We start from the raw sequence: 25,154 nt of genomic DNA on the forward strand, positions 1-25,154 counted from the left end.
ATTTGTTTAAATTATTGCTGCATCCATGTCCCATACACCAAAACACGAATACGAAAACAACAAGCTGGTCAAACGGCTCCGTCATCAGGTTGGTGCTGCTATCAATGATTTTCAGATGATTGCAGACGGCGACAAAATCATGGTTTGCCTCTCTGGTGGCAAGGATAGCTATGCATTGCTGGATATCCTGCTGCGATTACAGAAATCCGCTCCTGTACGGTTTGAGATTCTGGCCGTTAATCTGGATCAGAAGCAACCAGGCTTTCCAGCGCATATTTTGCCGAATTATCTGAGCAGTCTGGATGTCCCGTTTAAAATCATTGAAGAAGATACATATAGTGTTGTCAAACGCGTGATCAATGAAGGTAAAACCACCTGCGGGCTGTGTAGCCGTTTACGGCGCGGCATTCTGTACCGAGTAGCAAAAGAAAATGGCTGTACCAAAATCGCTTTAGGTCACCATCGCGACGACATTTTGGAAACCCTGTTTCTTAATATGTTCTATGGTGGCAAGCTTAAAGCCATGCCTCCCAAACTGTTATCAGATAATGGCGAGCACATCATCATCCGTCCTCTGGCTTATGTTAAAGAAAAAGACCTCATTCGCTTTGCACAAATCCAGAATTTCCCCATTATTCCATGCAATCTTTGTGGCTCTCAGCCCAATCTGCAAAGACAGGTAATTAAAGATATGCTGCAACAGTGGGATAAAACATTTCCCGGACGGATTGAATCCATGTTTTCCGCCTTGCAGAACGTCATACCCTCTCATTTGGCAGACACTCAGTTATTTAACTTCGTAGCGTTGCAACAAGGACAAAAACTGCCACATGGTGGCGATACAGCTTTTGACCGTGAATATTATCCAACTACACCAACGCTGGCACAGACCGGCGAATTTACACAGCTTGCAACCACAGTAAAACCTATTATTAACATTTTAGATTCCCGACATTAAGCCCCTATGAATCAATCAAGAAAAAAATTAACTCCCGCAAAAGCCATGGTCGCCGCCATTAGTGGCTACGCCATGGATGGTTTCGACCTATTGATACTGGGTTTTATGCTCAGCGCCATTAGCACAGACCTTGGTCTCAACGCTTCTCAGGCCGGTTCTCTCGTCACATGGACCCTAATTGGCTCAGTTGTTGGCGGCATTGTATTTGGTCACCTAAGCGACCGATTCGGCCGTGTGCGCATGCTCTCACTGACTATTCTTATGTTTGCCGTATTCACTGGCCTATGCGCCATTGCACAGGGCTACTATGATCTGCTGATATATCGAGCACTAGCTGGCATGGGCCTAGGCGGTGAATTCGGTATCGGCATGGCCATGATTGCAGAAGTCTGGCCAGCAGCAAAGCGCAATCGTGCCTCAGCATTTGTCGGCATAGGCTGGCAGCTCGGCGTACTGGCTGCCGCATTCATTACCCCATTCTTGCTCAGCATTATTGGCTGGCGCGGTATGTTCCTAGTCGGATTGTTTCCTGCTGTGGCCTCCTACTTCATCCGTCACGATACCAGCGAACCAGAGCAGTTTACCCGTGAACACAAAGCCAAAGGTGAGCTGTCCTTTTCAGGTCGCCTGTGTTTACTGATCAAAGACCGTCAGACGGCCAAAACCAGCCTTGGCATCTTCATTCTCTGTGCAGTACAAAATTTTGGCTACTACGGTTTAATGATATGGATGCCCAGCTATCTGGCCAACAAACTGGGCTTCAGCCTCACTGCATCCGGTAATTGGACAGCAGTCACCGTAATCGGAATGATTATCGGCATCTGGCTATTTGGATTTCTCGCCGACCATTTTGCACGCTGGAAAATTTTTCTGATTTACCAAATAGGTGCCTTTATTATGGTGGCACAGTATGCCCAATTACAGGATCCTGCCGCCCTGCTAATCTGTGGAGCAATAATGGGATTGTTTGTTAATGGCATGATTGGTGGTTATGGCGCCCTCATATCCGATAATTTCCCACCACATGTACGCGCCACAGCTCAGAACGTCCTCTTCAACCTTGGTCGCGGAGTTGGCGGTTTTGGACCACTTGTTATAGGTTTTTTTGTAAAAGAATGGTCTTTCTATGCCGCCTTGTGCTTACTAGCGTCCATCTATCTGTTAGACATCATTGCAACCCTGTGGCTGATACCTAAACACAACCAAACCCCATCCAAAGACGACAGCCTTGGCGTAATAGGCTGATAAACCAGCCTGACTGATTAATTTTTCCATCAGTGCAGTGGTACAATACCCTGCACTGATTTTTTAGCCATTATTCAACAAATAAACATGACCACACTAAACAAAATTATTCTCTTTACTGACAAAGACGGCTTTGCCCGTTTTAAGGAAGAAAAAATCGAATTAAGCGAAGGCAATGAAAAAAGCCGCTTATCCATATGGATGAATGCGGAAGGTCTACAATTACGCCAAAGTCCGGTTGGCTTTGCCAGCGACTTTCACTGTACCGGCAAACCGCAATGGCTATTTGTACTACAGGGCATCATGGAAATCGGCTTGCGTGATGGTACAACCCGCCGCTTCGGACCTGGTGAATATTTCTATTCTGCAGACACCCTACCAACAGGTGTCTCATTTGATACAAACATTCACGGACATTGCAGCCGCCTGATTGGCGATAAACCACTGATTACCGCTTTTATCCGTGACTAAATTAACAGCATAAATATCCATACAAAGGAAAATATAATATGTCAGAATCAATGCTTTTCACTCTGCCCGACGCTGAAGACAACAGCTTCAGCATCGCCGAACACCTACCCGCCGTTGTCTATTTTTATCCCAAAGACAACACCCCGGGCTGTACAACTGAGGCACAGGAATTCAGCGCCTTACTACCTCAATTCAAACAACTTGGTTACAGCGTAGTGGGCATATCCCGCGATACAGAAAAAAGTCATCACAATTTCATCTGCAAATATCAACTCAACGTCACCTTGTTATCCGATTGCGAAGAAAAGGTGTGCCGACAGTTTGACGTACTCAAAGAAAAAAACATGTATGGCAAAAAAGTATTCGGTATAGAAAGAAGCACCTTCATTCTAGATAAAAATGGCAACATTGTGCAGGAATGGCGCAAAGTCAAAGCAGCCGGCCATGCTCAGACCGTTTTAGATACCTTACAAAACCATGTCTAGTTACCTCTACCATGCCCCTTGCTGCCCGCTAATTATAGATTGCCACCCGCTGAATTACATACAAAGCATACGCTGGCAAAAAGACACAACAGAAAAAATGCCCGAATTAACCGGTTTCTGGGCACAACAGCTTGACGCTTACTTTGACGGCACCTTACACAATTTCAATCTTTCACCCTCATCCGCAGGTACTGAATTTCAGCAGCGCGTGTGGCAGGTTATCGCCTCCATACCATATGGGCAGGTAGTCACCTACGGCGACATAGCGCGCCAATTGGGCAGCGCCCCCAGAGCTGTGGGGCAAGCTTGTGGTAAAAATCCTTTACCTATTATCATTCCCTGTCACCGAGTAATTTCAGCTACTGGTCTAGGTGGATTCAGTCTGAGCAACGATAGTTTCGAACTGGGTATCAAACGCTGGCTACTTACCCATGAAAATGCCACATGGTAACCCAAGCCTTACCAGCAGAATTGCTCGAACCAATTGAATCATTACTAGAGCATTTATGGCTGAGCGAACAACTGGCTTTTAACACTCTCGAAAGCTACCGACGCGATCTAAGCAAAATAGCCCGACGCTTACATGCACAGCAACTGAACTGGTCCAACGTAGACGCGTTATCACTGGCCACTGCCCTATTTATAGATACAGAAAAGCCATCATCACAAGCGCGCGCCTTATCAGCATGCAAACGACTGTTTAGTTGGATGCAAGAATACAATCGGCGGCAGGATTTACCCACAGAGCAACTTCAGATGCCGAAAAAAGGGCAGCATCTGCCCGATATCATATCTGAAAGCCAGATAGATGCCTTGCTGGCAGCTCCAGATACTGAATCGATACATGGTTTGCGCGATAAAGCTTTACTCGAACTAATGTACGCCACCGGATTACGTGTCAGCGAAGCTGTCAACCTGCACATAAACGAAATTGATTTACAAAACGGCTTACTTAGCACCATCGGTAAAGGCAACAAGCAACGCATGGTACCTCTTGGCGAAGAAGCCACAGACTGGCTACAAAACTACTTTACACATGCCAGACCTGCCTTACTTAAAAGAAAAGCATGTGATGCCGTATTTGTCAGCCAGAAAAAAACCGCCATCAGCCGCCAGCTTGCTTGGATGATTGTAACCAAATATGCAAGCGCTGCCGGTATTCATCACCTTAGTCCGCATGGATTACGCCATGCCTTTGCCACACATCTGGTTAATCACGGAGCCGATTTGCGCGTCGTCCAGCTTCTGCTGGGACATGCAGACATAGGGACCACCCAAATCTATACTCACGTTGCCAATGAACGCCTGAAACAACTGGTACATGAGCACCACCCACGTGGCTAAAACAATTTATATTCAAGTGAAAATTTTATTTTATATAAATATCTTACCAATCAGTCAACCAGTTGCCTAATCTGAAAGCGCCGGAATCAGTTTATCTAATACATCATAATGACATCAAAAAATAATTAGAAGCTAACTATTAAAATCTTTTATTTAACCTGCTTAATCCAACATTTTTTTATGCTGATCCCAAACGGACACATAATGCATCATCCAATAAAATAGCCAGCACGCATTGCATACTGGCCACACTGTATTCGAACTAATAATACAAACACCAAATAATATTAAAATAAACCTAAGCTAGATCCAATATTCACAGAATTCTGTGGCGTAGGCTGCATCGTAAATTTCGGACTTCCGGTATAGTCAAACTTGATCCGATAGTCCATTTTAATTGCTTGCTTAAATTCTTTAACTTTATCCAAAGGGATTTCCATTTCAGTTCTCATCCCAGTAATACGTCCCTTAGAATCCAGATAAAAATTATATATAATCGGTGAAGAGTTATTTTTCAACTGCTGAATAAAATAAGCAGCTGGTACACCAGACCTGCCATTATCATCACCAGTATAGATAGCCGTCAAACCATCAACAACATTTTGTAAAACCGCATAATCCTGTGGTTGATATTTACTATCCGATCCGGCTTTAGCAGCAGCCTGCTTCAAACTTTCAGAAATGCTTTTCAGCATAGCTATATCATACTTCAAACTCATTGCATAGTTTGAATTCAGCCTAACCTGATATTTAGCTTCCAGATTTTTACCGAATTCATCTACATCAACCTTTGTAAATGCATTTGCATCAATAGCAGCATAACCATCATCTACAGATTTAGGTAGGCTTTTAAGCAAATCTTCAACCGGTAAATGCACCAGTCGTTCTTGTGGTACGGCTACTTGCAAATATCTGTCCCCCACTACTCGAGTAGGATTTGATTGCTCATTCATAATATCTGAGATATTAGTTATCGCAGAGGCATCCACATACACTGCTAAATTATTAAAATCAATATAGGTTGGAAATTTATAAGAAACTAAAGCATTTTTGTTTTCATAGCGCAATTCCGGAATAACTTCCACACGTCCTTTCGGCATATCCACTGCACCGGTGAAAGGAATGGTAAAAGATTTACTCAATAAATTTAGTACCCTATTTAACGACTTCATTTGCTTCTTATAGAAATCTCTTTCATCTGCAACTTCTGCTTCTTCATCCGAATTCGAATCTAAATCCATGTCAAAGGCATCACTTGCTTTATGTTCAATTACATCAGAATTTTTATCAGCTATATCTGCATTAACCTGATTTGGTACATCTAGTTTAAGCGTGCCCGAAAAATTGTACTGATTGTCCTCCTTCATCATCCGCTGCATACCAGCGCGAACCATCCTATCAGGAGATTGTTCTATCTTAGAAGACCCACATGCAGATAACAATCCGCCCACTGTAAGCGCCAAAATTAATTTAGTCATTTGTAATTGCATAGTTTTCCCTTGAAAACAAAATTCAAAAAAATTTAAATACGTTAATTATTGTAAATGATATACGCAAACTATACCAGCACATCATAAATTTCATGTATGGCTAAAATCAAATATGATTTATCACCATATAATCAACTACAAACAAACCTATCTGTAATTATATTTAATAAATACCTAATAAACAGCAAATTACCTGAAACATCATTTTACTTATAACTTCTGACTACATTAAACAATGACATCAATACACACCTTGTCCCCTTATTTCTGATTTTCGCATACATCATAAAATGGCACTCATCAATCACGATAGATTAAAAACCGACAATTGCTCATAATCATAAAAAAACATGACATAAAAATATTTGAATTTTTTTTCTGGATATAAAAAAACAGACAGAAAAATCTGCCTGTTTTTTTGAATAAGACATATCAGCCCATACAATTAGAACTAACTACTCTGTAAACACTTACGCCAGCGAGCCACCTGTGCCCGAACCTGCTCAGGTGCCGTACCACCTATATGATTACGAGCATTCAAACTGCCTTCCGGCGATAATACCTGATAAACATCTTCCTCAATCAAACCAGAGAAAGACTGCAGCACAACCAGAGGTAATTCGCTTAATTCTTTTTGCTGTTCTTCAGCAAGACGTACAGCACGTGCCACCACCTCATGACTGTCACGAAATGGTAAACCCTTTTTCACCAAATAATCAGCTAGATCAGTTGCCGTAGCAAAACCCTGTGAAACCGCTGCTCGAAGATTTTTAGGCTTCACACTCACACCACGCATCATATCGGCATAAATCCGTAGTGTGTCAACCAACGTATCTACCGTATCAAAAAGAGGTTCCTTGTCTTCTTGATTATCTTTGTTATAAGCCAATGGCTGCGATTTCATCAAGGTGATCAGCCCCATCAAATGTCCGACCACCCGCGCACTTTTTCCGCGCACAAGTTCCGGTACATCCGGATTTTTCTTTTGCGGCATAATGCTCGACCCTGTACAGAAACGGTCGGCAATATCAATAAAGCCGAAGCACGGACTCATCCAATATATCAGTTCCTCACTCAGCCTTGAAAGATGCATCATAAGAATCGATGCGGCTGCAGTAAACTCAATAGCAAAATCCCGATCTGATACTGCATCCAAAGAATTTTGACATATAGCCTCAAAGCCCAGTAATCGCGCTGTCACTTCCCGATTTATCGGAAAAGTTGTCCCTGCCAGCGCGGCCGCACCCAGAGGCATCCGGTTTACTCGATGGCGGCAATCTTGCATTCGCTCGCAGTCTCGTCCCAGCATCTCCACATACGCCAGCATATGATGCCCAAAGCTTACAGGCTGAGCCACCTGCATATGCGTAAAGCCAGGCATCACCACCTCTGCATTTTTTTCAGCCAAATCAACCAGCGCAGACTGCAAATCAATGATAAGCAACACAATGCGGTCAATTTCCTCACGCAGCCATAAACGGATATCCGTCGCTACCTGATCATTGCGACTTCGACCGGTATGTAGACGTTTACCGGCATCACCGACTTTCTGCGTAAGCAGATGTTCCACATTCATATGAACATCTTCCAAATCAACTGACCAGTTGATTTTACCGGCAGCAATTTCATGTAGAATTTCCCGCATACCCTGCTGAATTGCGTTCAAATCTTCCGCACTAAGCACACCAGCCTGCTGCAACATCTGCGCATGTGCCAGAGAACCCTCAATATCACATTGAGCAAGACGCTGATCAAAAGTAATCGATGCAGTGTACTGCTTTACCAGCTCACTAACCGGCTCATGAAAACGGCCCGACCAGGCTTTTTCACCCATACAACTTTCTCCACTATATTCTATAAAAACACAAAACATTGCTGACAAACTTCAACTATCAGCAACAAATTATATACACTTACAAAACAGCACCACTCCCGACAGACACAAACCTACAAAACACCTCGGGCACGATCAGCATGAAAACGCATTTGAAATTCACTAAATTTACCCGCTTCAATAGCCAGACGCATTTCTGCAGTCAGAATCTGATAATAGCGTAAATTATGAATTGTATTTAATTGAGCACCCAGAATCTCACCCACACGCTGCAAATGATGCAGATAAGCACGACTGAAATGCTGGCAAGTGTAACAATCGCAGCTTTCATCCAGCGGGCGCTGGTCATGGCGATAGATTGCATTACGGATTTTCACATCTCCAAAACGTGTAAACAGCCATCCATTACGCGCATTTCGCGTTGGCATCACACAATCAAACATATCAATACCATACGCCACACCATATACTAAATCTTCAGGTGTACCCACACCCATCAGATAGTGCGGTTTATTCGCCGGAAGTTTAGGTCCAATAGCGCGTAAAATACGATACATTTCAGGTTTTGGCTCTCCCACCGAAAGACCACCTACAGAGAGACCGGGAAAACCGATTTCTTCCAAACCAGCAAGCGACTGCTCACGCAGGTCTTCATACATTCCGCCTTGCACAATACCAAACAAAGCATTCGGATTATTCAGACGTTCAAATTCGTTTTTACTACGCTCTGCCCAGCGCAAACTCATCTGCAAAGATTTTTCTGCTTCTCTTGCATCCACATTTCCATCAGGGCATTCATCCAGCTGCATCACAATATCAGAATTCAGCACCGTCTGAATCTGCATAGATATTTCAGGTGATAAAAACAGCTTGTCGCCGTTAATAGGACTGCGGAAGGTACACCCTTCTTCTGTTAGCTTCCGCATTTGCGCCAGCGAAAACACTTGAAAACCACCTGAATCCGTCAATATCGGCCGCTTCCAACCTATAAAATCATGCAGACCACCAAAATCACGGATAACATCCAAACCCGGTCGCAGCCAAAGATGAAACGTATTACCCAGAATAATCTGCGCCTTAATTTCCTCTAGAGTACGTGGCGACATTGCCTTTACTGAACCATAAGTTCCCACCGGCATAAAAACCGGCGTCTCCACCGTACCATGATTCAATTCAAGCGTACCACGGCGCGCAAAACCATCCGTACGCTGTAAAGTAAATTTCAGCATATAACTTATTTAATATCAAAAAATATGACAGAATTTCCCATTATAGCCCAAACCTACACATTTCGCCGGGCAAGCATTGCCAAGCAAAAACCAAATCGTTAAAATAAATTCCTTAACTGAAGCGAAAGTTCATCAGAACTGACGCATTAAATTATCCCATTAATTTATAAATATAAACAAAAGCGGCCATCTGATATTCTCACTCGTAACAAACGAGACCGGTCTGTTGTTTGTGGAGTATGCATGTTAAACATTACCTTGCCAGACGGCTCAGTTCGTCAGTTTGAAGCGCCTTTAAGCATTGCCGACATTGCCGCTTCCATAGGTACAGGCTTAGCCAAAGCCGCCATTGCCGGTAAAATTAATGGTAAATTGGTAGATACATGTGATCAAGTAACAGAAGATGCTCAAGTCAGCATCATTACTGCCAAAGATAAAGAAGGTGTAGAAATTATTCGTCACTCCTGTGCTCATCTGGTTGGCCATGCTGTAAAGCAACTGTATCCTGATGCCAAAATGGTTATCGGCCCAGTAATCGAAGATGGGTTTTATTACGACATCTGGTACGAACGTCCCTTTACGCCCGAAGATATTGCAGCAATTGAAGCCCGCATGAAAGAACTGATTGCACAGAATTATGACGTAGTCAAAAAAGTTACACCGCGGGATGAAGTTATCAAAGTATTCACTCAGCGGCACGAAGATTACAAACTGCGCCTGATTGAAGACATGCCTGATGAAAAAGCCATGGGTCTATATTATCATCAGGAATATGTAGACATGTGTCGCGGCCCGCATGTTCCCAACACCCGCTTTCTTAAAAACTTCAAACTCACAAAACTTTCAGGCGCCTATTGGCGTGGTGATGCTAAAAACGAACAGTTACAGCGTATTTACGGCACCGCATGGGCTACCAAGGAAGATTTGAACGCCTACATCCAGCGTATAGAAGAAGCAGAAAAACGTGACCACCGCAAACTGGCCAAACAAATGGATTTATTCCATTTGCAGGACGAAGCACCGGGTATGGTATTCTGGCATCCCAAGGGCTGGTCACTATGGCAGATAATCGAACAACACCTGCGTCGTGAACTAGCAGCTGCTGGCTATCAGGAAATCAAAACCCCAATGATTATGGATCGCAGCCTTTGGGAAAAATCCGGTCACTGGGATAATTACAAAGAAAACATGTTTATTACCGAATCGGAAAAACGTGTTTACGCAGTAAAACCCATGAACTGTCCTGGTCATATCCAAATTTTCAATCAGGGTTTACGCTCTTATCGCGACCTTCCCTTGCGTCTGGCCGAATTCGGTTCTTGTCACCGAAATGAACCTTCTGGCGCCCTACACGGCCTGATGCGCGTACGTGGTTTTACACAAGACGACGCTCATATTTTCTGCACCGAAGACCAGATAGTCAGTGAAGCCAAAGCATTCAACGAACTGGTCATGCGCATTTACCGCCAGTTTGAATTCAATGATGTATCGGTTAAATTATCCCTTCGGCCTGAAAAACGTGCCGGTTCTGATGCCATATGGGACAAAGCGGAACAGGGTTTACGCGAAGCTCTGACTGCCTGTGGCGTTACATGGGAAGAATTACCCGGTGAAGGCGCATTCTACGGCCCGAAAGTAGAATATCACATTAAAGATGCATTAGGCCGTTCGTGGCAATGTGGCACTATCCAGCTGGATTTTGTATTACCAGAACGTCTTGGTGCAGAATATGTCACCGAAGAAAACGGCCGTGCCCGACCAGTAATGCTACATCGAGCCATTTTAGGTTCATTAGAACGTTTTATTGGTATTCTGATTGAACATCATGCCGGCGCATTTCCGCTTTGGTTAGCACCGGTACAAATGGTGATTATGAATATCACTGAAGCACAGACAGAATATTGTCAACAACTTGCCACGCGATTAACCGCAGAAGGCTTCCGCGTGCATTTAGACTTGCGTAATGAGAAAATTGGATACAAAATCCGAGATAACAGTACGCAACGCCTTCCCTATCAACTGGTTATAGGCGAGAAAGAAAAACAGGACAACAAGGTTGCCGTACGCAAACGCGGCGGCGAAGATTTGGGTCAGATGGATATTGAAACATTCATTAGCCAGCTGAAACAAGAAGCCTTGTCTCTTCATTAAACGTGAATAAGGAGTACGACCATCGCTCAAGAACGCGAAGCACGCATCAACGGTGAAATCACCATTAAAGAAGTGCGTTTGATTGGTCCAACTGGCGAACAGTTGGGTGTAGTATCTACTCAGCAGGCCATGAAACTGGCTGAAGAGAACGATGTGGATCTGGTGGAAATTGCCCCTACCGCCAAACCACCCGTCTGCAAATTAATGGATTTTGGTAAATACAAATACGAACAATCCAAAAAACGCGACGAACAGCGCAAAAAGCAAAAACAGGTGCAGGTAAAAGAAATCAAATTCCGCCCTGGTACTGATGAAGGTGACTATCAGATTAAAATGCGCAACATTGTTCGCTTTTTAACAGATGGCGATAAAGTAAAAGTCACGCTGCGCTTTCGTGGACGTGAAATGGCTCATCAACATTTAGGAGCAGAACTACTCAAACGCATTCAAGCTGATTTGATTGAAATCGGCACTGTTGAGCAGTTTCCAAAAATGGAAGGTCGCCAAATGGTGATGATAATCGCACCGAAAAAGAAATAATTATCAAACTCAGCCTGTCTTATAAAAACCTCATTTTACTCACCTGAAATGAGGTTTTTCATATATTGACTCAAGCAACCTAAATAATCACAACATGACTGTGTCGGCAGAAGCATACTACAGCGATATTGTCTTAACGACACAGATATATTATAATCCTCGTCCTTGTGCATCGCCGCTGTGCGCAAAGCAATATTCAGGCGGCAAAAACCGTGGTGTGCGGGTCAAAGTGCTGTATACAGCCACCCCTCGCCTGATCAAACAACAATGGAGTTTTCCCATGCCGAAAATGAAATCCAAATCTAGCGCAAAAAAACGCTTTAAAGTATTGGGTAACGGTGGTGTAAAACGCGCTCATGCGTTCAAACGTCACATCCTGACGAAAAAAACCACTAAAAACAAACGCCAATTGCGTGGCACCTCTTTGGTGAATGAACGCGATATGGCTTCTATCCACAAAATGTTACCCTACGCTTAAGGAGTTTGAACTATGCCTCGCGTAAAACGTGGTGTTACCGCTCGTGCACGTCATAAAAAAGTTTTAGCGTTAGCCAAAGGCTACCGCGGCCGTCGTAAAAACGTCTATCGTATTGCCAAACAGGCAGTAATGAAAGCCGGTCAGTACGCCTATCGTGACCGTCGTCAACGCAAACGTCAATTCCGCCAGTTATGGATTGTACGTATCAATGCTGCAGCACGTCAGAACGGTTTGTCTTACAGCAAATTCATGAATGGTCTGAAAAAGGCGGCTATTGTTATCGACCGCAAAGTACTGGCTGATCTGGCCGTATTTGATCAAGCTGCATTTGCTCAGCTGGCCGCACAGGCAAAAGCTGCTTTAGCCTGATAAGCAGATTCTGGAAAAAAGGAAACTTCGGTTTCCTTTTTTTTCATTCCTGATTTATCAAACTTTTTAATTATATTTAAACTGATAGCTTAACATTGTTTACCGCATGAATTTCGCGTTAAAATAAGCTTTTAGCAAAAAATATATTATAGCGTGTTATATACCTCGTTTTGTCCGCTTCAGATTCGGTATTATTCACAATTCCAGTATTTTTAAGAGCAAGACAAAGCATTACACATCTCTTCGGTTTATATTTAAGTAAAGAATCTTGTTATGGAAAACGCCAACCGCATCGTTGCCGAAGGCATCGCTGCTGTTCAATCAGCTACTGATTTACCTGCATTAGAATTGGTAAAAGCCCGTTATCTGGGCAAGACAGGTGAACTCAACGCCCTATTAAAAACACTAGGAAAAATGACACCGGAAGAACGCAAAACCACCGGTGCGCACATAAATGAGTGCAAAAATCAGTTTCAATCTGCCTATAACCAGCAACGTGATGCACTGCACGAAGCCAAACTGCAACAACAGCTGGCGGCCGAAGCACTGGATGTGACTCTGCCCGGTCGCGGCGAAAATATAGGTGGTTTACATCCTGTAACCTTAACCTTACAGCGGATTGTAGAACTGTTTCACAGCATGGGATTCACCGTAGCCGATGGGCCGGAAATCGAAGATGATTTTCATAATTTTCAAGCATTGAATATTCCACCAAACCATCCTGCTCGCGCCATGCAAGACACATTCTATGTCGAAAATGGCAACGTACTACGTACCCATACATCTCCTATTCAGATACGCTACATGCTGGACAAAAAAGAGCCGCCGATTCGCATTATTGCTCCAGGACGCGTATATCGGGTAGACTCAGATGCCACCCACTCACCAATGTTTCATCAGGCAGAAGGATTGTGGATTGAGGAAGGTGTGACCATGGCCGACCTTAAAGCGGTATTTACCGATTTTATCCGTCGCTTTTTTGAACGTGATGATTTACAGGTACGTTTCCGCCCTTCATTTTTCCCATTTACCGAACCATCAGCTGAAATTGATATCATGGGTGAGCGAGGTTGGCTCGAAGTCGGCGGATGCGGCATGGTGCATCCAAATGTATTAAAAAACGTCAATATAGATGCTGAAAAATATACAGGTTTTGCCTTTGGCATTGGTCTGGACAGATTTGCCATGCTGCGCTACGGAATTAATGATTTGCGCCTTTTTTTCGACAATGACTTGAATTTTCTGAAACAGTTTCAGGATTAACTACAAAGTGTCTGTTAAAAGTAATGAACTTGTTTTAAGCCAATCCCTGAATTATCCAATTCAGGCATAGCCGAAACAAAACAACATTCATTACCACTGATATAAGATTAACATCAAAGCGTAATCATCTCACTAGTGAACGACTGATGAATTTTTATGGTTAAAAAATTATTCACCCTATAACAAACTAGAATAATTCATCTTAACCTAATACGAATTCCAAAAGCGAAGTTACATAAATTACAGATTAAACAATCCTGTAACAACTGCAGACCAGCAAACCCAACACTTTTGGATGAAACTGCAACAGAATACATACTGGAAGCATTATGCAATTTTCTCAACAATGGTTATATTCATGGGTCAATCCAGACCTGTCAGCAGACCAGCTGGCACATTTACTCACCATGGCCGGACTTGAAGTAGAAGAAACCAGACTGGCTGCTCCCACCTTCACAGGTGTAGTAATTGCTGAAGTAAAATCAGTCATTAAACATCCTGATGCTGACCGGCTCAATATCACACAAGTAGATGCCGGCACAGGCGAACTGATACAAATTGTATGTGGTGCTCCCAATGTACAGCCAGGAATCAAAGTACCTTGCGCGTTACCAGGCGCCATTTTGCCAGGCGATTTTAAAATCAAACCCACCAAAATGCGCGGTCAGGTATCCAATGGAATGCTGTGCTCAGCAAAAGAATTAGGTCTGCCAGATGAAGTTAATGGTCTGCTGATTCTGCCTGCAGATGCACCTATCGGTGAAAACATCCGCAACTATCTGGAATTAGATGATCATCTGCTCACCCTCAAAATCACACCTAACCGTGCAGACTGCCTCAGTATAAAAGGAATAGCACGTGAAGTAGGTGCATTAACTCAGTCTAAGTTACATCCGATTGAAATTGTGCCTGTCCAAGCAAACATCGAAGCCAGCCAACCAGCCAGCATCGAAGCACCACAAGACTGTGGCCGCTTTCTTACCCGAGTTATCCGTGGCGTTAATTCACAATCAGCTACACCGGCATGGCTAAAACAACGACTGGAACGCAGTGGATTGCGGAGTATCAATGCTTTAGTTGATATCGGCAACTATGTCATGCTAGAGCTTGGGCAGCCAATGCACATGTTTGATGCTGATAAAATTACCGGTAAGCTGAATATTCGTCGTGCTCATGATGGTGAAACTATTACCTGTCTTAATGACAAAACTGTCACCCTCTGCAGCAATACACTTGTAGTAGCTGATGAAAAACAGGTATTGAGCATTGCTGGGCTGATGGGTGGTATAGAAAGCTCAGTTACTAACGATACCCATAATGTAGTCATCGAAAGTGCATGGTTTACTCCAGACATCATTGCCGGCAAAGCTCGACAGTATGGTTTTGGTTCAGACTCATCATTTCGTTTTGAGCGAGGTGTGGATTTCAATTTACAGCAACAAGCCATCGAACGTGCCACAGCCCTAATACAAGAAATCTGCGGAGGTGATATCGGTAATATCACTGAAGCAACAGGAAACCTGCCTGACACCAAAAAAGTCCGAGTACGCACCAACAGAGTAGCCAAAGTACTGGGAGTAAATATTTCTGCAGAGAATATAGGAATTATTCTGCAACATCTAGGTCTGAATCCACAAATATGCGAAGACGGTTTCACGGTTACATCACCCAGCTTTCGCTTTGATATTGAAATTGAAGCAGATCTTATTGAAGAAATCGGCCGCGTTTTCGGATATGACAATATTCCAGACAACCATACCAATGGCAAACTGAACATGGTAGCCCTGCCGGAAACACAGAAACCATTATTCAGTGTCTACCACCAGCTTGCCAATAACGGCTATCAGGAAGTTGTCAGCTACGCCTTTGTAGAAGAAGCATGGGAACAAGATTTAGCCGGCAATACTAATCCGATTCGCCTGCAAAACCCGATTGCCAGTCAGCTAAGTGTCATGCGCTCTACCTTGTTTGGTGGCTTGATAGAAATTCTGCACAATAATCTAAACCGTAAACAAAACCGGGTAAGATTATTCGAAGTGGCACGCGTGTTTCACAAACAGAATGAAGCATATGTCCAGACCAAAAAAATTGCTGGTCTTGCTTATGGTTCTGCCCTGCCAGAACAGTGGGCCGCAACCACACGTAATGTGGATTTCTATGATGTCAAAAACGATATTGCCGGTTTAATCAGTGCTGATACTGTTGAATATCGCGCAGCAGAACATCCGGCACTGCATCCGGGCAGAACGGCAGAAATCATCATTGCTGATAAAGTAGTCGGTGTTATCGGAGAACTGCATCCACGCTGGACACAAAAATACGATTTACCTCAATCACCGATTCTATTTGAGCTAAATCTAAGTGCTGTATTATCGCAAGACAGAATTACTTACCAACCAGTATCCAAATTTCAGCCCGTACGACGTGATCTGGCTTTTATCCTCCCAGAGCAAATAACTGCTGAACAGTTACTTAACACTCTGACCAGTGTTAAACATTCTTCCATACAGGAAATCGCTATTTTTGACGTTTATCGAGGTAAAGGTGTCCCTGAAAACATGAAAAGTCTGGCTGTAAAAATTATTCTGCAAAGCCCTGAGCAAACACTGACCGATGAAGAAGTAGACTCAGTAATAACAAAACTCATAGATACAGCAGGTACAATTGACGCAAAATTACGCGTTTAGAATTTTACCCAGACATCCTAAACGATTAAAATTTTACTTACTTGATAACACAAATCAATTTGTGGATAATATCGCCCTCTTTAATGAAAGAAACTTTAATATGACGCTGACAAAAGCTGAACTTGCAGATATTTTGGTAGAAAAAGTAGCCGGCATGAGCAAACACGATGCCAAAGAAATAGTAGAATTGTTTTTTGAAGAAATTCGCAGTACCCTAGAACAAGGCGAACAAATCAAAATCTCTGGTTTTGGTAACTTCCAGCTGCGCGATAAACCGCAGCGCCCTGGCCGTAATCCCAAAACCGGCGAAGAAGTCCCTATTTCTGCTAGACGCGTGGTAACATTCCATGCATCACAAAAATTGAAAGGCATGGTTGATCACTATAATGGAAAACAAGCCTAAGCAACTGTTACCCATTCCAGCACAGCGGTACTTTACCCTAGAAGAGCTGTGCCAGCTTGCTGACATTAGTAAGGAGCAGTTTACTGCATGGCAGCAGATTCACGGCGTAGTGATTGGCTATGGCGGCCAGCATTATACCCGTGCTGATGTAATTAAAATTCGACAATTGCGCGATAGCTTTACTCCCTATATCGATCCATTTACACGTAATCAGGTGGATGCTGAAGGTAATCCGGCCATTGATGCTCTAGAAACACGGCAGCACATTGAGAAGATAATGGACAACCTGAATAGCGTACTTGCCAAGTAAAACGATTACTTTTATAATCGCCTCCTTTACAGAGTCGGAGTGTGGCGCAGTCTGGTAGCGCACTTGCATGGGGTGCAAGGGGTCGAAGGTTCGAATCCTTTCACTCCGACCAAAATTAAAAATACAGCCTAGAAGGGCTGTATTTTTTTATACAAATAGAGTAAATATCAGTATCAGATTCTCACAGTATCAAAATAAAAATTCAGATAATATGCTTTCGAATCAATAAAGATGTTAAAAAAGAAAATCCAATTCTTTGCTTATTAAAATTCTAGCAATTCATTCCAAATTCTCAAAGGCCCGTTACTAGTCCAATAAACTGCAATAATTTATTCAATCAGATGCTTAAATAATAAGATTATTAACCTGTTAATTGCTGCAGCTGTTTCAATATCTGTCTACTGAGGATACCGTCTGGTAGACGGAAATCAAGTAGCATGCGAGTCAGCCGAAGAGCTTCCTGATGCCATTCAGGCTGTGATGCCAGAGACTGGTTGGTTAGCGCATTAAGAGTATGTCCATGGACCACAATGCCTTTCTCTTGAGCAGATAGCTGCTGTGCCTGCATCAATAATACCGGTGCGTGCTCAGCACGCAACCAGTAACGTTCATGACAGACAATTGCTTGTTCTAGATTGTCCTGCGAGATATCCGGAGCCACACCTAAAGTATGCAGAAGGCTCCACTCAAAATAACGTAAAGCTGCCAGATGCTCACCACCGCAGATACTTTGCAAAACGGCGTACATGGCATGATAGATAGATGGTAAAGAATCCTCGCGTGCTGTAAGTTTCAAAACTAACTCATTCACATACATTGCACTGAACAAAGCTTGATTTTGTGGCTGAGGCCACCCACCTACCCATTCTGCACGATGAAGAGTTTTCAGTTCATTATTGCCATACCAAGAAATCTGCAAAGGTACAAATGGTACCAACACGCCGCGCAGTTCACTTTGGCGCCGTCGTGCACTGCGAGCCAGCATCACCACTCTGCCATAGTCTCGTGAAAATATTTCTATTTGAAGACTGCTTTCACTCCACGGACGTGATGAAAGCAAAAAAGCTGGTTGATGATTGATACGATTATCAGACATGAGTAGTTGTTACATCGGATAGATTTGCTGATTATTATAGCCCGATATGGCATGACAATTGACCATATTCGCCAAAAAGCGGATAATTCCTTTAAAAATAGATATTTTACTTTCAGGCAGCCGGTTTTTTTCAGCCGGCTGCCTGAAAGCATTCAAAACTATCAGGAAAGTTTGCACACTCATGAAAGCACCGGAATTATTATTACCTGCTGGCGGTCTGGAACGGATGCGTGCTGCGTTTGATTACGGCGCAGATGCAGTCTATGCGGGTACGCCACGCTATTCTCTACGTGCACGCAATAATGAATTTGCCCATCTTCCAGTACTGGAGCAGGGAATTTCTGAAGCACACGCTCGTGGCAAGAAATTTTTTCTGGCCAGTAATATTCTGCCACACAATGCCAAACTGAAAACGTATCTGGCTGATATGGAACCAATTATTGCCATGCAGCCAGACGCACTGATTATGGCCGACCCTGGGCTGATTATGAAAGTTCGCGAAAAATGGCCGGAAATACCGGTGCATCTGTCCGTACAGGCCAATACGACTAATGCTTGGGGTGTACAGTTTTGGCAAAGCATTGGTATTGAACGTATTATTTTATCACGTGAGCTAAGTATCAATGAGATTGCTGAAATCCGGCAGCAATGTCCAGATATTGAGCTAGAAGTATTTGTGCACGGTGCTTTATGCATCGCCTATTCCGGCCGCTGTCTGCTATCTGGATACTTTAACCATCGTGATCCCAATCAGGGTACCTGCACTAATGCCTGCCGCTGGGATTATAAAGTACATAACACGTCGGATAGTGACAGCGGTGACGCCCAGCTATTACGCGATTTTGATTTCAAGCATGCTCAATCTCTGGCAGATGAGAACCTGTTGGGCCCGAATGAGCAACAACGCCACCCCTTAGCTAATAAAGTATATTTAATCGAAGAGGCTAATCGACCCGGTGATATGATGCCGATTATGGAAGATGAGCACGGTACCTATATCATGAATTCCAAAGATTTACGTGCAGTGGAGCAAGTTGCGAAACTAGCTGAGATCGGTGTGGATTCACTGAAAGTAGAAGGCCGCACCAAATCGGTTTATTATGTAGCCCGTGCCGCACAAGTATATCGGCGTGCCATTGATGATGCAGTTGCTGGAAAACCTTTTGATTACTCGCTGCTGGCCGAACTTGAAGGACTGGCAAATCGCGGATATACCACTGGATTTTTGGAACGTCATCAAACTCAGGAATATCAAAATTATTTGTCTGGACATTCTTTATCCAAACAAAGCCAATACGTTGGCAAGGTAACGGATATTGATGCTGATGGGTGGGCAACGATTGAGGTGAAAAATAAATTCAGTGTGGGTGATCAGTTGGAAATTATTCACCCCAGCGGTAATCGAATTATTCGGCTAGAACAAATGACACGTAAAGGTTATCCGATAGAAGTGGCTGCTGGAAATGGTTTCAAAGTAAAAATTCCACAAATGCAAGGTAAAGACAAGGCTTTGATCGCACGAATTATGATGCAGAACGAAGCAGTTTAAACAAATAAATAAAAAGCCATAGAATCAAATTCTATGGCTTTTTATTGGATACCAGAAACTTACAGCCAGCCTTGCAGATTCTGATTGATTAAAGGTATTAGTATTTTTACCCATTCATTTTCACTGCTCATACATGGAATATAATGAAATTGTTCACCCCCATGAGCCAGAAAATCAGCTTTACCCCTAATATTAATCTCTTCTAGTGTTTCCAGACAATCAGTAACAAATCCGGGACATACTACATCAAGTTTTTTTATTCCAGCCTGTGGTAGCTGGTTGAATAAATCCTGAGTACTGGGACCCACCCATGGCGCGTAACCAAACCGGCTCTGAAATGCCAGTCGGTATTCATTATCTTTCAATCCGAGCTCACTAACCAAATGCTGGGTAGTGGTGCGGCAATGCTCAACATAAACATCACCAGCCTGTTGCTGAGCTAATGGAATACCATGAAAACTCAACAACAAACATTCCCCGCGTCCATGCTGTTTCCAGTGCGTATGGATATGAGCTGCCAAGGTCTTTATATAATTGGTATCTGCACAAAAACTAGTGATACTTCGTACCGCCATCTGCACGCGCTGTTTAAGTAAAGCTCGCCATAGCTGATCAAGTGCCGCACCACTACTTGAACTTGCATATTGAGGATACAAAGGTACTACCAGCAGATTTGCTACACCTTGCTTCTTCATTTCCTGCACCACATCCACCACACTTGGCTGACCATAAGTCATAGCAAAACAGGTAACAACACTTTCAGGTAAAGCTTTAGACAATGCTTGAGTGAGGGACCGTGTACCAATTAGAAGCGGAGAACCATTGTCTTGCCAAATGGATTGATAAGCATGAGCACTTTTCCTTGACCTTAAAGGCAGGATGATGCCACGTAATAGCAGCTGCCATAAAAATCGTGGCAACTCAACCACACGCTGATCGGATAAAAACTCTCGCAAATAGGGACGTACAGCCTGAGGTGTTGGTGCTTCGGGCGTACCAAGATTCAGCAGTAATACACCTGTGTCTGTGGTAGATGTTTCAGGTTCGCTAAGAAATGGTTTTGACATAATAAGAGCGCCGGCAAAGGATAAGCAGGTTTATGATTGAGCTTCACAAGTATAGCTGATTACGTTATTACTACTATTCATGCTGCTTCAGATTAAATTTATTCAGAATAATCTTTCTCTTCAATTGGGTAAGAATGACAAAAATTGTACCGCTCTTTATTCTTTCCAAAGAGCCTGAAAAGCTTTTACCACCTTTTCTGGTTCAGCCGCATCTGTTACCGCTCGCACTACTGCCAGAGAACTAACACCTGTGGCCAGAACATCAGGCGCATTACTCAGATCGATGCCACCGATGGCTACCGTCGGGGTACTTCCGGCCTGAAGCACGTATTGTCTAAGTTTATCCAATCCCTGAGGCTGTGTAGGCATGGTCTTAGTTTTGGTAAGAAATATTGCCCCACAGGCTACATAGCTTGGCTTTACTGAAAGTGCAAGAGCAAGCTCTTCAGAAGAATGAGTGCTCACTCCTAACCGTAAACCGGCACTCTGTATCATCACCAAATCAGCACTTTCCAAATCTTCCTGTCCAAGATGTACACCGTAGGCACCACAATCTACCGCTTCCCACCAATAATCGTTGATAAATAATTGTGTAGGTGAATCCTTTGCATAGGCCACACTGCGTTCAATTTCACGGTACAATGACGAACCAATCTGGCTTTTATTGCGTAGCTGCACGGTATTAGCGCCTGCATCCACCATTCGGGCTACCCAGTCTGCAGAAGGAACGACTGCATAAAATTTAAGCGGAGCGGCAATGGGTAAAAACGGATTCGTAAACATAATTTACTCCTTTTGAAACAAAAATCTTTATAATGGCACTTTTTTACGTAGCATGGCACACGTCGGATAGCTTGTTTACGTGCCGGCTCTGAATTTTCCACTTTAAAATACATTATGGCCGCAGACACATCTTTTGCACGTTCGCCCTTGATTACACGGGTTAATTACGCTTTTGCTGCATTGCTACTTGGCACCATTGCCTATTTCATTTACTGGGGACTAGGCTATACCAATCATCATGCGCCGCTATTATTCATTGTAGCTACCCTCTTTGGTGCCTTTATGGCTTTCAATATCGGTGGCAATGATGTAGCCAATTCTTTTGGCACCAGCGTAGGTGCCGGCACCCTTACAATACCACAAGCTCTGGGTATAGCTGCAGTGTTTGAAGTTTCCGGTGCCGTCATTGCCGGTGGCGAAGTAACTAAAACCATCAGACACGGTATTATAGACCTTGGTGCCATGCATTTGACACCGTCACAATGTATAAATGTAATGCTAGCTGCATTGCTGGCAGCAGCCATCTGGTTACTGATTGCTTCGAAAAAAGGACTTCCGGTTTCAACTACCCACTCTCTGATTGGCGGTCTGGTTGGTGCCGGACTGTGTCTGGGCTATCTGGTCACCGGTAACAGCAGTGCACTAGATTTAATCCAGTGGAACAAAATGGGCGAAATCGGTCTATCATGGGTGATTTCTCCTGTGCTTGGCGGAGCATTGTCATTCATTCTTTTCAGCCAAATTAAAAAGCATGTACTTGATTACAATGAGCGTATGAACATAGCTCTGAAAGAAATCAAACAAGAAAAAAAAGCGTACAAGGAAAAGCACAAAGCGTGGTTTGAACAACTGAGTGAGACAGAAAAAATCAAAATTTCTTCTGCCATTGCACGCGATGCGGAAAATTATAGTGATCCAGACTACAGCGTAGATGAACTAGAATCGGATTATTATAAAAAGCTAGCTGATATAGAAAGCCGTAAAAACAGTATAGATGCGTTTAAAGCTCTACATAGCTGGGTGCCTCTGATTTCTGCCTGCGGTGGCATGATGATTACAGCTATGCTGTTATTCAAGGGATTAACCAATCTGCATCTGGGCTTGTCCGTAGTAACCAATTTTTTGCTAATCATCATGATTGGTGCCCTGATCTGGATGGCAACATTTATTTATGCCAAAACACTGAAGCGTAAAGATTTAAGCAAATCCACTTTTTTAATGTTCAGTTGGATGCAAGTATTTACAGCTGCTGGTTTTGCTTTCAGCCATGGAGCCAATGATATATCCAATGCAGTAGGCCCGTTTGCAGCCATTATGGACATAATTAGAACTGGTGATATTGCTATGGATGCCAATGCCATGATTCCAGCACCTGTGATGATTACTTTTGGTGTTGCCCTGATTGTTGGCCTTTGGTTTATCGGCAAAGAAGTGATTCAAACTGTGGGCACCAATCTTGCTAAAATGCATCCGGCTTCAGGATTTACCGCCGAACTATCTTCAGCAGCCATTGTAATGCTGGCTACGCTAATGGGCTTACCGGTATCCAGTACACATATTTTAGTCGGTGCCGTACTTGGAATTGGACTGGTTAACCACAATGCCAACTGGAAGCTGATGAAACCAATAGCACTTGCCTGGGTTATTACCCTTCCTTCTGCAGCAATTCTGTCGGTTTTGATATTTCTCGGACTCAATTCTTTTTTCTGACCTCAGCAATAATATAGCGCGCCAGTCATATACAGGCTGGCGTTTTTGTTCATCCACATCAAAATTAAACCATTGTTGATAATTTATTTATTTTATCAATTATGTTGTCTATCATAAGTTTTAAATCTCTTTCTAAATTGGTTGCCTTGAACATTTGGTGATTGTCTTAAAGGTAATTAAAAGCAATTATGGAATCGGATTAATGCTTTTTAACTCAGCTAGCAGCTGTTTGTGAAGAGGACTTTTCGTTAAAATATTGCCTTTTGTAATTACGTACGCAAATGCTGAGCTGCCATGAACAATTTGCTTAAAAAATTCTATATAGACCCGTTTTTACTGGCTATGCTATTGGTTGTCGGTACTGCTACTATTCTTCCGTGTCAGGGCAGCGTCAAAACTTTTTTTAGCTATCTAACTACCATCGCTATTGCACTACTTTTTTTTATGCATGGTGCCAAGCTGTCTCGACAGGCTGTCACTGAAGGAATCAAACATTGGCGGTTGCATCTATTGGTCTTTTGCAGCACATTTATCCTGTTTCCGCTAATTGGTCTATGTCTAAGAATACTGGTACCAAACTGGCTTTCTCCCGAACTTTATCTTGGCTTTCTATATTTATGCGCCCTACCCGCCACTGTGCAATCCGCAATTGCCTTTACCTCCGTTGCTGGCGGAAATGTGGCTGCTGCTGTTTGCAGTGCTTCTGCCTCAAGTATCCTCGGTGTTTTTCTATCACCTGTTCTGGTAGGACTGATGATGCCAACCAGTGGCAACAGCGTTGATACCGCAGCAGCGATAGAATCCATTTTGATGCAGTTAATGCTACCTTTTGTAATCGGACACCTTGCACGCCCTTTATTAGCCAATTGGATTCATCAGCACAAAGTCTGGATTAACCGCACAGACCGTAGTTCCATTCTGCTGGTTGTGTATGTGGCTTTCAGTGATGCAGTGGTTGAAGGCTTATGGCACAAAGTAAATCTGGGTTCAATTGGTATGATTGTGATGCTGAGCCTAGTGATTCTATTTCTGGTAATTACGATCAATACACTGGTAGCACGGTTACTAGGTTTTAAACGAGCCGATGAAATTACAATTGTGTTTTGCGGCTCCAAAAAAAGCTTGGCCAATGGCGTACCTATGGCTAACGTTCTGTTTCCTGCCAATATGGTAGGTATAATGCTCTTACCATTGATGATTTTTCACCAGCTACAATTGATGATTTGCGCTGTACTGGCGCAACGCTATGCTCGCACAAATAAACCAGTTTCATAACGGTTACCTAGTACTATTGCGACAGATTATAATTGGTTTAAATATTTTTTATTTTAGAAAAACTGAACCAAATGAGTAATAGTTTTTCAGATGTATGCAAATACAACTTTTAGGTTCAGTAGTAAGCTTACTATTAGCACAAATTTTTGTTTTAATAATAAATACTTGTGATTTATTTGCCTGTGATTAGAATACATTCAGTATATTTATCATCAAGTTAATGGTTGCGATAAATATAAAATGCTTAATTCAAAGAATGACGAAACAATTAAGGGAATTTAAGTTGGAATAAGTGACGCAGATTTGTCACAAGATAATTGATATAATGAATTATTGTGGTGCCAGTAATATGCAATATTACATACTTGTCACATAACACTACTTACTGCCACATATTGCCCCAAACGCCCGTTTTAT

The 25,154-nt window shown here is 43.0% G+C and carries 24 protein-coding genes and 1 tRNA gene; 18 read left to right on the forward strand and 7 right to left on the reverse strand.

Going from position 1 to position 25,154, the window contains the following annotated elements:
* Positions 1–25 precede the first annotated feature (25 nt).
* From ttcA to xerD, 6 genes are all read left to right on the forward strand, one after another.
* Entirely contained in the window at positions 26–958 is a 933-nt protein-coding gene (gene ttcA, locus J3U75_RS09595; RefSeq protein ID WP_267391915.1) for a tRNA 2-thiocytidine(32) synthetase TtcA, read from the forward strand.
* Positions 959–964: 6 nt separating this feature from the next.
* On the forward strand, positions 965–2,203 hold the full coding sequence (locus J3U75_RS09600) for an MFS transporter (RefSeq protein ID WP_267391916.1): 1,239 nt from the start codon (positions 965–967) through the stop codon (positions 2,201–2,203).
* Positions 2,204–2,290: 87 nt separating this feature from the next.
* Positions 2,291–2,674 carry a hypothetical protein gene (locus J3U75_RS09605; protein ID WP_267391917.1) on the forward strand — a complete coding sequence of 128 codons (384 nt, stop codon included), beginning with the start codon at positions 2,291–2,293 and terminating at the stop codon, positions 2,672–2,674.
* A 38-nt stretch (positions 2,675–2,712) separates the two neighbouring features.
* Complete coding sequence (locus tag J3U75_RS09610) at positions 2,713–3,159, forward strand: peroxiredoxin (RefSeq protein WP_267391918.1); 447 nt, start codon at positions 2,713–2,715, stop codon at positions 3,157–3,159.
* Positions 3,160–3,256: 97 nt separating this feature from the next.
* Complete coding sequence (locus J3U75_RS09615; RefSeq protein ID WP_267391919.1) at positions 3,257–3,610, forward strand: methylated-DNA--[protein]-cysteine S-methyltransferase; 354 nt, start codon at positions 3,257–3,259, stop codon at positions 3,608–3,610.
* A complete protein-coding gene (xerD, locus tag J3U75_RS09620) occupies positions 3,604–4,503 on the forward strand; it encodes a site-specific tyrosine recombinase XerD (protein WP_267391920.1) in 900 nt (299 codons plus the stop codon). Before J3U75_RS09615 ends, xerD begins: the two co-directional genes overlap by 7 nt.
* 287 nt (positions 4,504–4,790) lie before the next feature.
* On the opposite strand, the gene J3U75_RS09625 is transcribed toward xerD, so the two are convergent.
* The 3 genes from J3U75_RS09625 to tgt form a co-directional block, all read right to left on the reverse strand.
* A complete protein-coding gene (locus J3U75_RS09625; protein WP_267391921.1) occupies positions 4,791–5,993 on the reverse strand; it encodes a hypothetical protein in 1,203 nt (400 codons plus the stop codon).
* Positions 5,994–6,444: 451 nt separating this feature from the next.
* The gene (gene argH / locus J3U75_RS09630) at positions 6,445–7,827 is read right to left on the reverse strand and encodes an argininosuccinate lyase (protein ID WP_267391922.1); all 1,383 of its coding nucleotides are present in this window, start codon (positions 7,825–7,827) and stop codon (positions 6,445–6,447) included.
* 113 nt (positions 7,828–7,940) lie between these two features.
* Positions 7,941–9,056 (reverse strand): tRNA guanosine(34) transglycosylase Tgt, encoded by a 1,116-nt coding sequence (gene tgt / locus J3U75_RS09635; RefSeq protein WP_267391923.1) that lies wholly within the window; start codon positions 9,054–9,056, stop codon positions 7,941–7,943.
* Between the two features lie 243 nt (positions 9,057–9,299).
* Between tgt and thrS the strand changes: the two genes are divergently transcribed.
* The 9 genes from thrS to J3U75_RS09680 all read left to right on the forward strand — a co-directional run bounded on the left by thrS (position 9,300) and on the right by J3U75_RS09680 (position 17,369).
* A complete protein-coding gene (gene thrS / locus J3U75_RS09640) occupies positions 9,300–11,207 on the forward strand; it encodes a threonine--tRNA ligase (RefSeq protein ID WP_267391924.1) in 1,908 nt (635 codons plus the stop codon).
* 21 nt (positions 11,208–11,228) lie between these two features.
* Positions 11,229–11,747, forward strand: coding sequence for a translation initiation factor IF-3 (gene infC, locus J3U75_RS09645; protein WP_100141263.1), 519 nt, complete (start codon positions 11,229–11,231; stop codon positions 11,745–11,747).
* A 280-nt stretch (positions 11,748–12,027) separates the two neighbouring features.
* The gene (gene rpmI / locus J3U75_RS09650; protein ID WP_037405875.1) at positions 12,028–12,225 is read left to right on the forward strand and encodes a 50S ribosomal protein L35; all 198 of its coding nucleotides are present in this window, start codon (positions 12,028–12,030) and stop codon (positions 12,223–12,225) included.
* A 12-nt stretch (positions 12,226–12,237) separates the two neighbouring features.
* Positions 12,238–12,594, forward strand: a complete 357-nt coding sequence (gene rplT / locus J3U75_RS09655) for a 50S ribosomal protein L20 (protein WP_025330521.1) — start codon at positions 12,238–12,240, stop codon at positions 12,592–12,594.
* Between the two features lie 273 nt (positions 12,595–12,867).
* Complete coding sequence (gene pheS / locus J3U75_RS09660) at positions 12,868–13,857, forward strand: phenylalanine--tRNA ligase subunit alpha (protein ID WP_267391926.1); 990 nt, start codon at positions 12,868–12,870, stop codon at positions 13,855–13,857.
* A gap of 329 nt (positions 13,858–14,186) precedes the next feature.
* Entirely contained in the window at positions 14,187–16,544 is a 2,358-nt protein-coding gene (gene pheT, locus J3U75_RS09665) for a phenylalanine--tRNA ligase subunit beta (RefSeq protein WP_100156748.1), read from the forward strand.
* Positions 16,545–16,644: 100 nt separating this feature from the next.
* Positions 16,645–16,947 carry an integration host factor subunit alpha gene (locus J3U75_RS09670; RefSeq protein ID WP_100141266.1) on the forward strand — a complete coding sequence of 101 codons (303 nt, stop codon included), beginning with the start codon at positions 16,645–16,647 and terminating at the stop codon, positions 16,945–16,947.
* On the forward strand, positions 16,931–17,257 hold the full coding sequence (locus tag J3U75_RS09675) for a hypothetical protein (protein ID WP_100141267.1): 327 nt from the start codon (positions 16,931–16,933) through the stop codon (positions 17,255–17,257). The genes J3U75_RS09670 and J3U75_RS09675 overlap by 17 nt, the downstream gene beginning before the upstream one ends.
* 35 nt (positions 17,258–17,292) lie before the next feature.
* Positions 17,293–17,369, forward strand: a tRNA-Pro gene (locus J3U75_RS09680).
* A gap of 249 nt (positions 17,370–17,618) precedes the next feature.
* On the opposite strand, the gene recO is transcribed toward J3U75_RS09680, so the two are convergent.
* Positions 17,619–18,353 (reverse strand): DNA repair protein RecO, encoded by a 735-nt coding sequence (gene recO / locus J3U75_RS09685; RefSeq protein ID WP_267391928.1) that lies wholly within the window; start codon positions 18,351–18,353, stop codon positions 17,619–17,621.
* Positions 18,354–18,362: 9 nt separating this feature from the next.
* Positions 18,363–18,536 (reverse strand): hypothetical protein, encoded by a 174-nt coding sequence (locus tag J3U75_RS09690; protein WP_180295848.1) that lies wholly within the window; start codon positions 18,534–18,536, stop codon positions 18,363–18,365.
* Between J3U75_RS09690 and yegQ the strand changes: the two genes are divergently transcribed.
* Complete coding sequence (gene yegQ, locus J3U75_RS09695) at positions 18,535–19,902, forward strand: tRNA 5-hydroxyuridine modification protein YegQ (protein WP_267391929.1); 1,368 nt, start codon at positions 18,535–18,537, stop codon at positions 19,900–19,902. The two genes, J3U75_RS09690 and yegQ, sit on opposite strands and share 2 nt — an antisense overlap.
* 59 nt (positions 19,903–19,961) lie before the next feature.
* On the opposite strand, the gene hemH is transcribed toward yegQ, so the two are convergent.
* Both hemH and thiE read right to left on the reverse strand, forming a co-directional pair.
* Positions 19,962–20,969 (reverse strand): ferrochelatase, encoded by a 1,008-nt coding sequence (hemH, locus tag J3U75_RS09700; RefSeq protein ID WP_267391930.1) that lies wholly within the window; start codon positions 20,967–20,969, stop codon positions 19,962–19,964.
* Between the two features lie 156 nt (positions 20,970–21,125).
* Positions 21,126–21,752, reverse strand: a complete 627-nt coding sequence (gene thiE / locus J3U75_RS09705) for a thiamine phosphate synthase (RefSeq protein WP_267391931.1) — start codon at positions 21,750–21,752, stop codon at positions 21,126–21,128.
* Between the two features lie 114 nt (positions 21,753–21,866).
* Between thiE and J3U75_RS09710 the strand changes: the two genes are divergently transcribed.
* Together J3U75_RS09710 and J3U75_RS09715 are read left to right on the forward strand one after the other, a co-directional pair.
* The gene (locus J3U75_RS09710) at positions 21,867–23,462 is read left to right on the forward strand and encodes an inorganic phosphate transporter (RefSeq protein WP_100156744.1); all 1,596 of its coding nucleotides are present in this window, start codon (positions 21,867–21,869) and stop codon (positions 23,460–23,462) included.
* Between the two features lie 294 nt (positions 23,463–23,756).
* A complete protein-coding gene (locus tag J3U75_RS09715) occupies positions 23,757–24,737 on the forward strand; it encodes a bile acid:sodium symporter family protein (RefSeq protein ID WP_267391932.1) in 981 nt (326 codons plus the stop codon).
* The last annotated feature ends 417 nt before the right edge of the window (positions 24,738–25,154 follow it).

It is taken from the genome of Snodgrassella sp. B3088, from assembly GCF_026535815.1.
Taxonomy (GTDB): domain Bacteria; phylum Pseudomonadota; class Gammaproteobacteria; order Burkholderiales; family Neisseriaceae; genus Snodgrassella; species Snodgrassella alvi_E.

Excerpts from the sequence above, each read along its gene's own strand:
- ttcA (WP_267391915.1), top strand. The coding sequence starts at position 26 with ATGTCCCATACACCAAAACACGAATACGAAAACAACAAGCTGGTCAAA.
- J3U75_RS09600 (WP_267391916.1), top strand. The coding sequence starts at position 965 with ATGAATCAATCAAGAAAAAAATTAACTCCCGCAAAAGCCATGGTCGCC.
- J3U75_RS09605 (WP_267391917.1), top strand. The coding sequence starts at position 2,291 with ATGACCACACTAAACAAAATTATTCTCTTTACTGACAAAGACGGCTTT.
- J3U75_RS09610 (WP_267391918.1), top strand. The coding sequence starts at position 2,713 with ATGTCAGAATCAATGCTTTTCACTCTGCCCGACGCTGAAGACAACAGC.
- J3U75_RS09615 (WP_267391919.1), top strand. The coding sequence starts at position 3,257 with ATGCCCGAATTAACCGGTTTCTGGGCACAACAGCTTGACGCTTACTTT.
- xerD (WP_267391920.1), top strand. The coding sequence starts at position 3,604 with ATGGTAACCCAAGCCTTACCAGCAGAATTGCTCGAACCAATTGAATCA.
- J3U75_RS09625 (WP_267391921.1), bottom strand. The coding sequence starts at position 5,993 with ATGCAATTACAAATGACTAAATTAATTTTGGCGCTTACAGTGGGCGGA.
- argH (WP_267391922.1), bottom strand. The coding sequence starts at position 7,827 with ATGGGTGAAAAAGCCTGGTCGGGCCGTTTTCATGAGCCGGTTAGTGAG.
- tgt (WP_267391923.1), bottom strand. The coding sequence starts at position 9,056 with ATGCTGAAATTTACTTTACAGCGTACGGATGGTTTTGCGCGCCGTGGT.
- thrS (WP_267391924.1), top strand. The coding sequence starts at position 9,300 with ATGTTAAACATTACCTTGCCAGACGGCTCAGTTCGTCAGTTTGAAGCG.
- rpmI (WP_037405875.1), top strand. The coding sequence starts at position 12,028 with ATGCCGAAAATGAAATCCAAATCTAGCGCAAAAAAACGCTTTAAAGTA.
- rplT (WP_025330521.1), top strand. The coding sequence starts at position 12,238 with ATGCCTCGCGTAAAACGTGGTGTTACCGCTCGTGCACGTCATAAAAAA.
- pheS (WP_267391926.1), top strand. The coding sequence starts at position 12,868 with ATGGAAAACGCCAACCGCATCGTTGCCGAAGGCATCGCTGCTGTTCAA.
- pheT (WP_100156748.1), top strand. The coding sequence starts at position 14,187 with ATGCAATTTTCTCAACAATGGTTATATTCATGGGTCAATCCAGACCTG.
- J3U75_RS09670 (WP_100141266.1), top strand. The coding sequence starts at position 16,645 with ATGACGCTGACAAAAGCTGAACTTGCAGATATTTTGGTAGAAAAAGTA.
- J3U75_RS09675 (WP_100141267.1), top strand. The coding sequence starts at position 16,931 with ATGGAAAACAAGCCTAAGCAACTGTTACCCATTCCAGCACAGCGGTAC.
- recO (WP_267391928.1), bottom strand. The coding sequence starts at position 18,353 with ATGTCTGATAATCGTATCAATCATCAACCAGCTTTTTTGCTTTCATCA.
- yegQ (WP_267391929.1), top strand. The coding sequence starts at position 18,535 with ATGAAAGCACCGGAATTATTATTACCTGCTGGCGGTCTGGAACGGATG.
- J3U75_RS09690 (WP_180295848.1), bottom strand. The coding sequence starts at position 18,536 with ATGAGTGTGCAAACTTTCCTGATAGTTTTGAATGCTTTCAGGCAGCCG.
- hemH (WP_267391930.1), bottom strand. The coding sequence starts at position 20,969 with ATGTCAAAACCATTTCTTAGCGAACCTGAAACATCTACCACAGACACA.
- thiE (WP_267391931.1), bottom strand. The coding sequence starts at position 21,752 with ATGTTTACGAATCCGTTTTTACCCATTGCCGCTCCGCTTAAATTTTAT.
- J3U75_RS09710 (WP_100156744.1), top strand. The coding sequence starts at position 21,867 with ATGGCCGCAGACACATCTTTTGCACGTTCGCCCTTGATTACACGGGTT.
- J3U75_RS09715 (WP_267391932.1), top strand. The coding sequence starts at position 23,757 with ATGAACAATTTGCTTAAAAAATTCTATATAGACCCGTTTTTACTGGCT.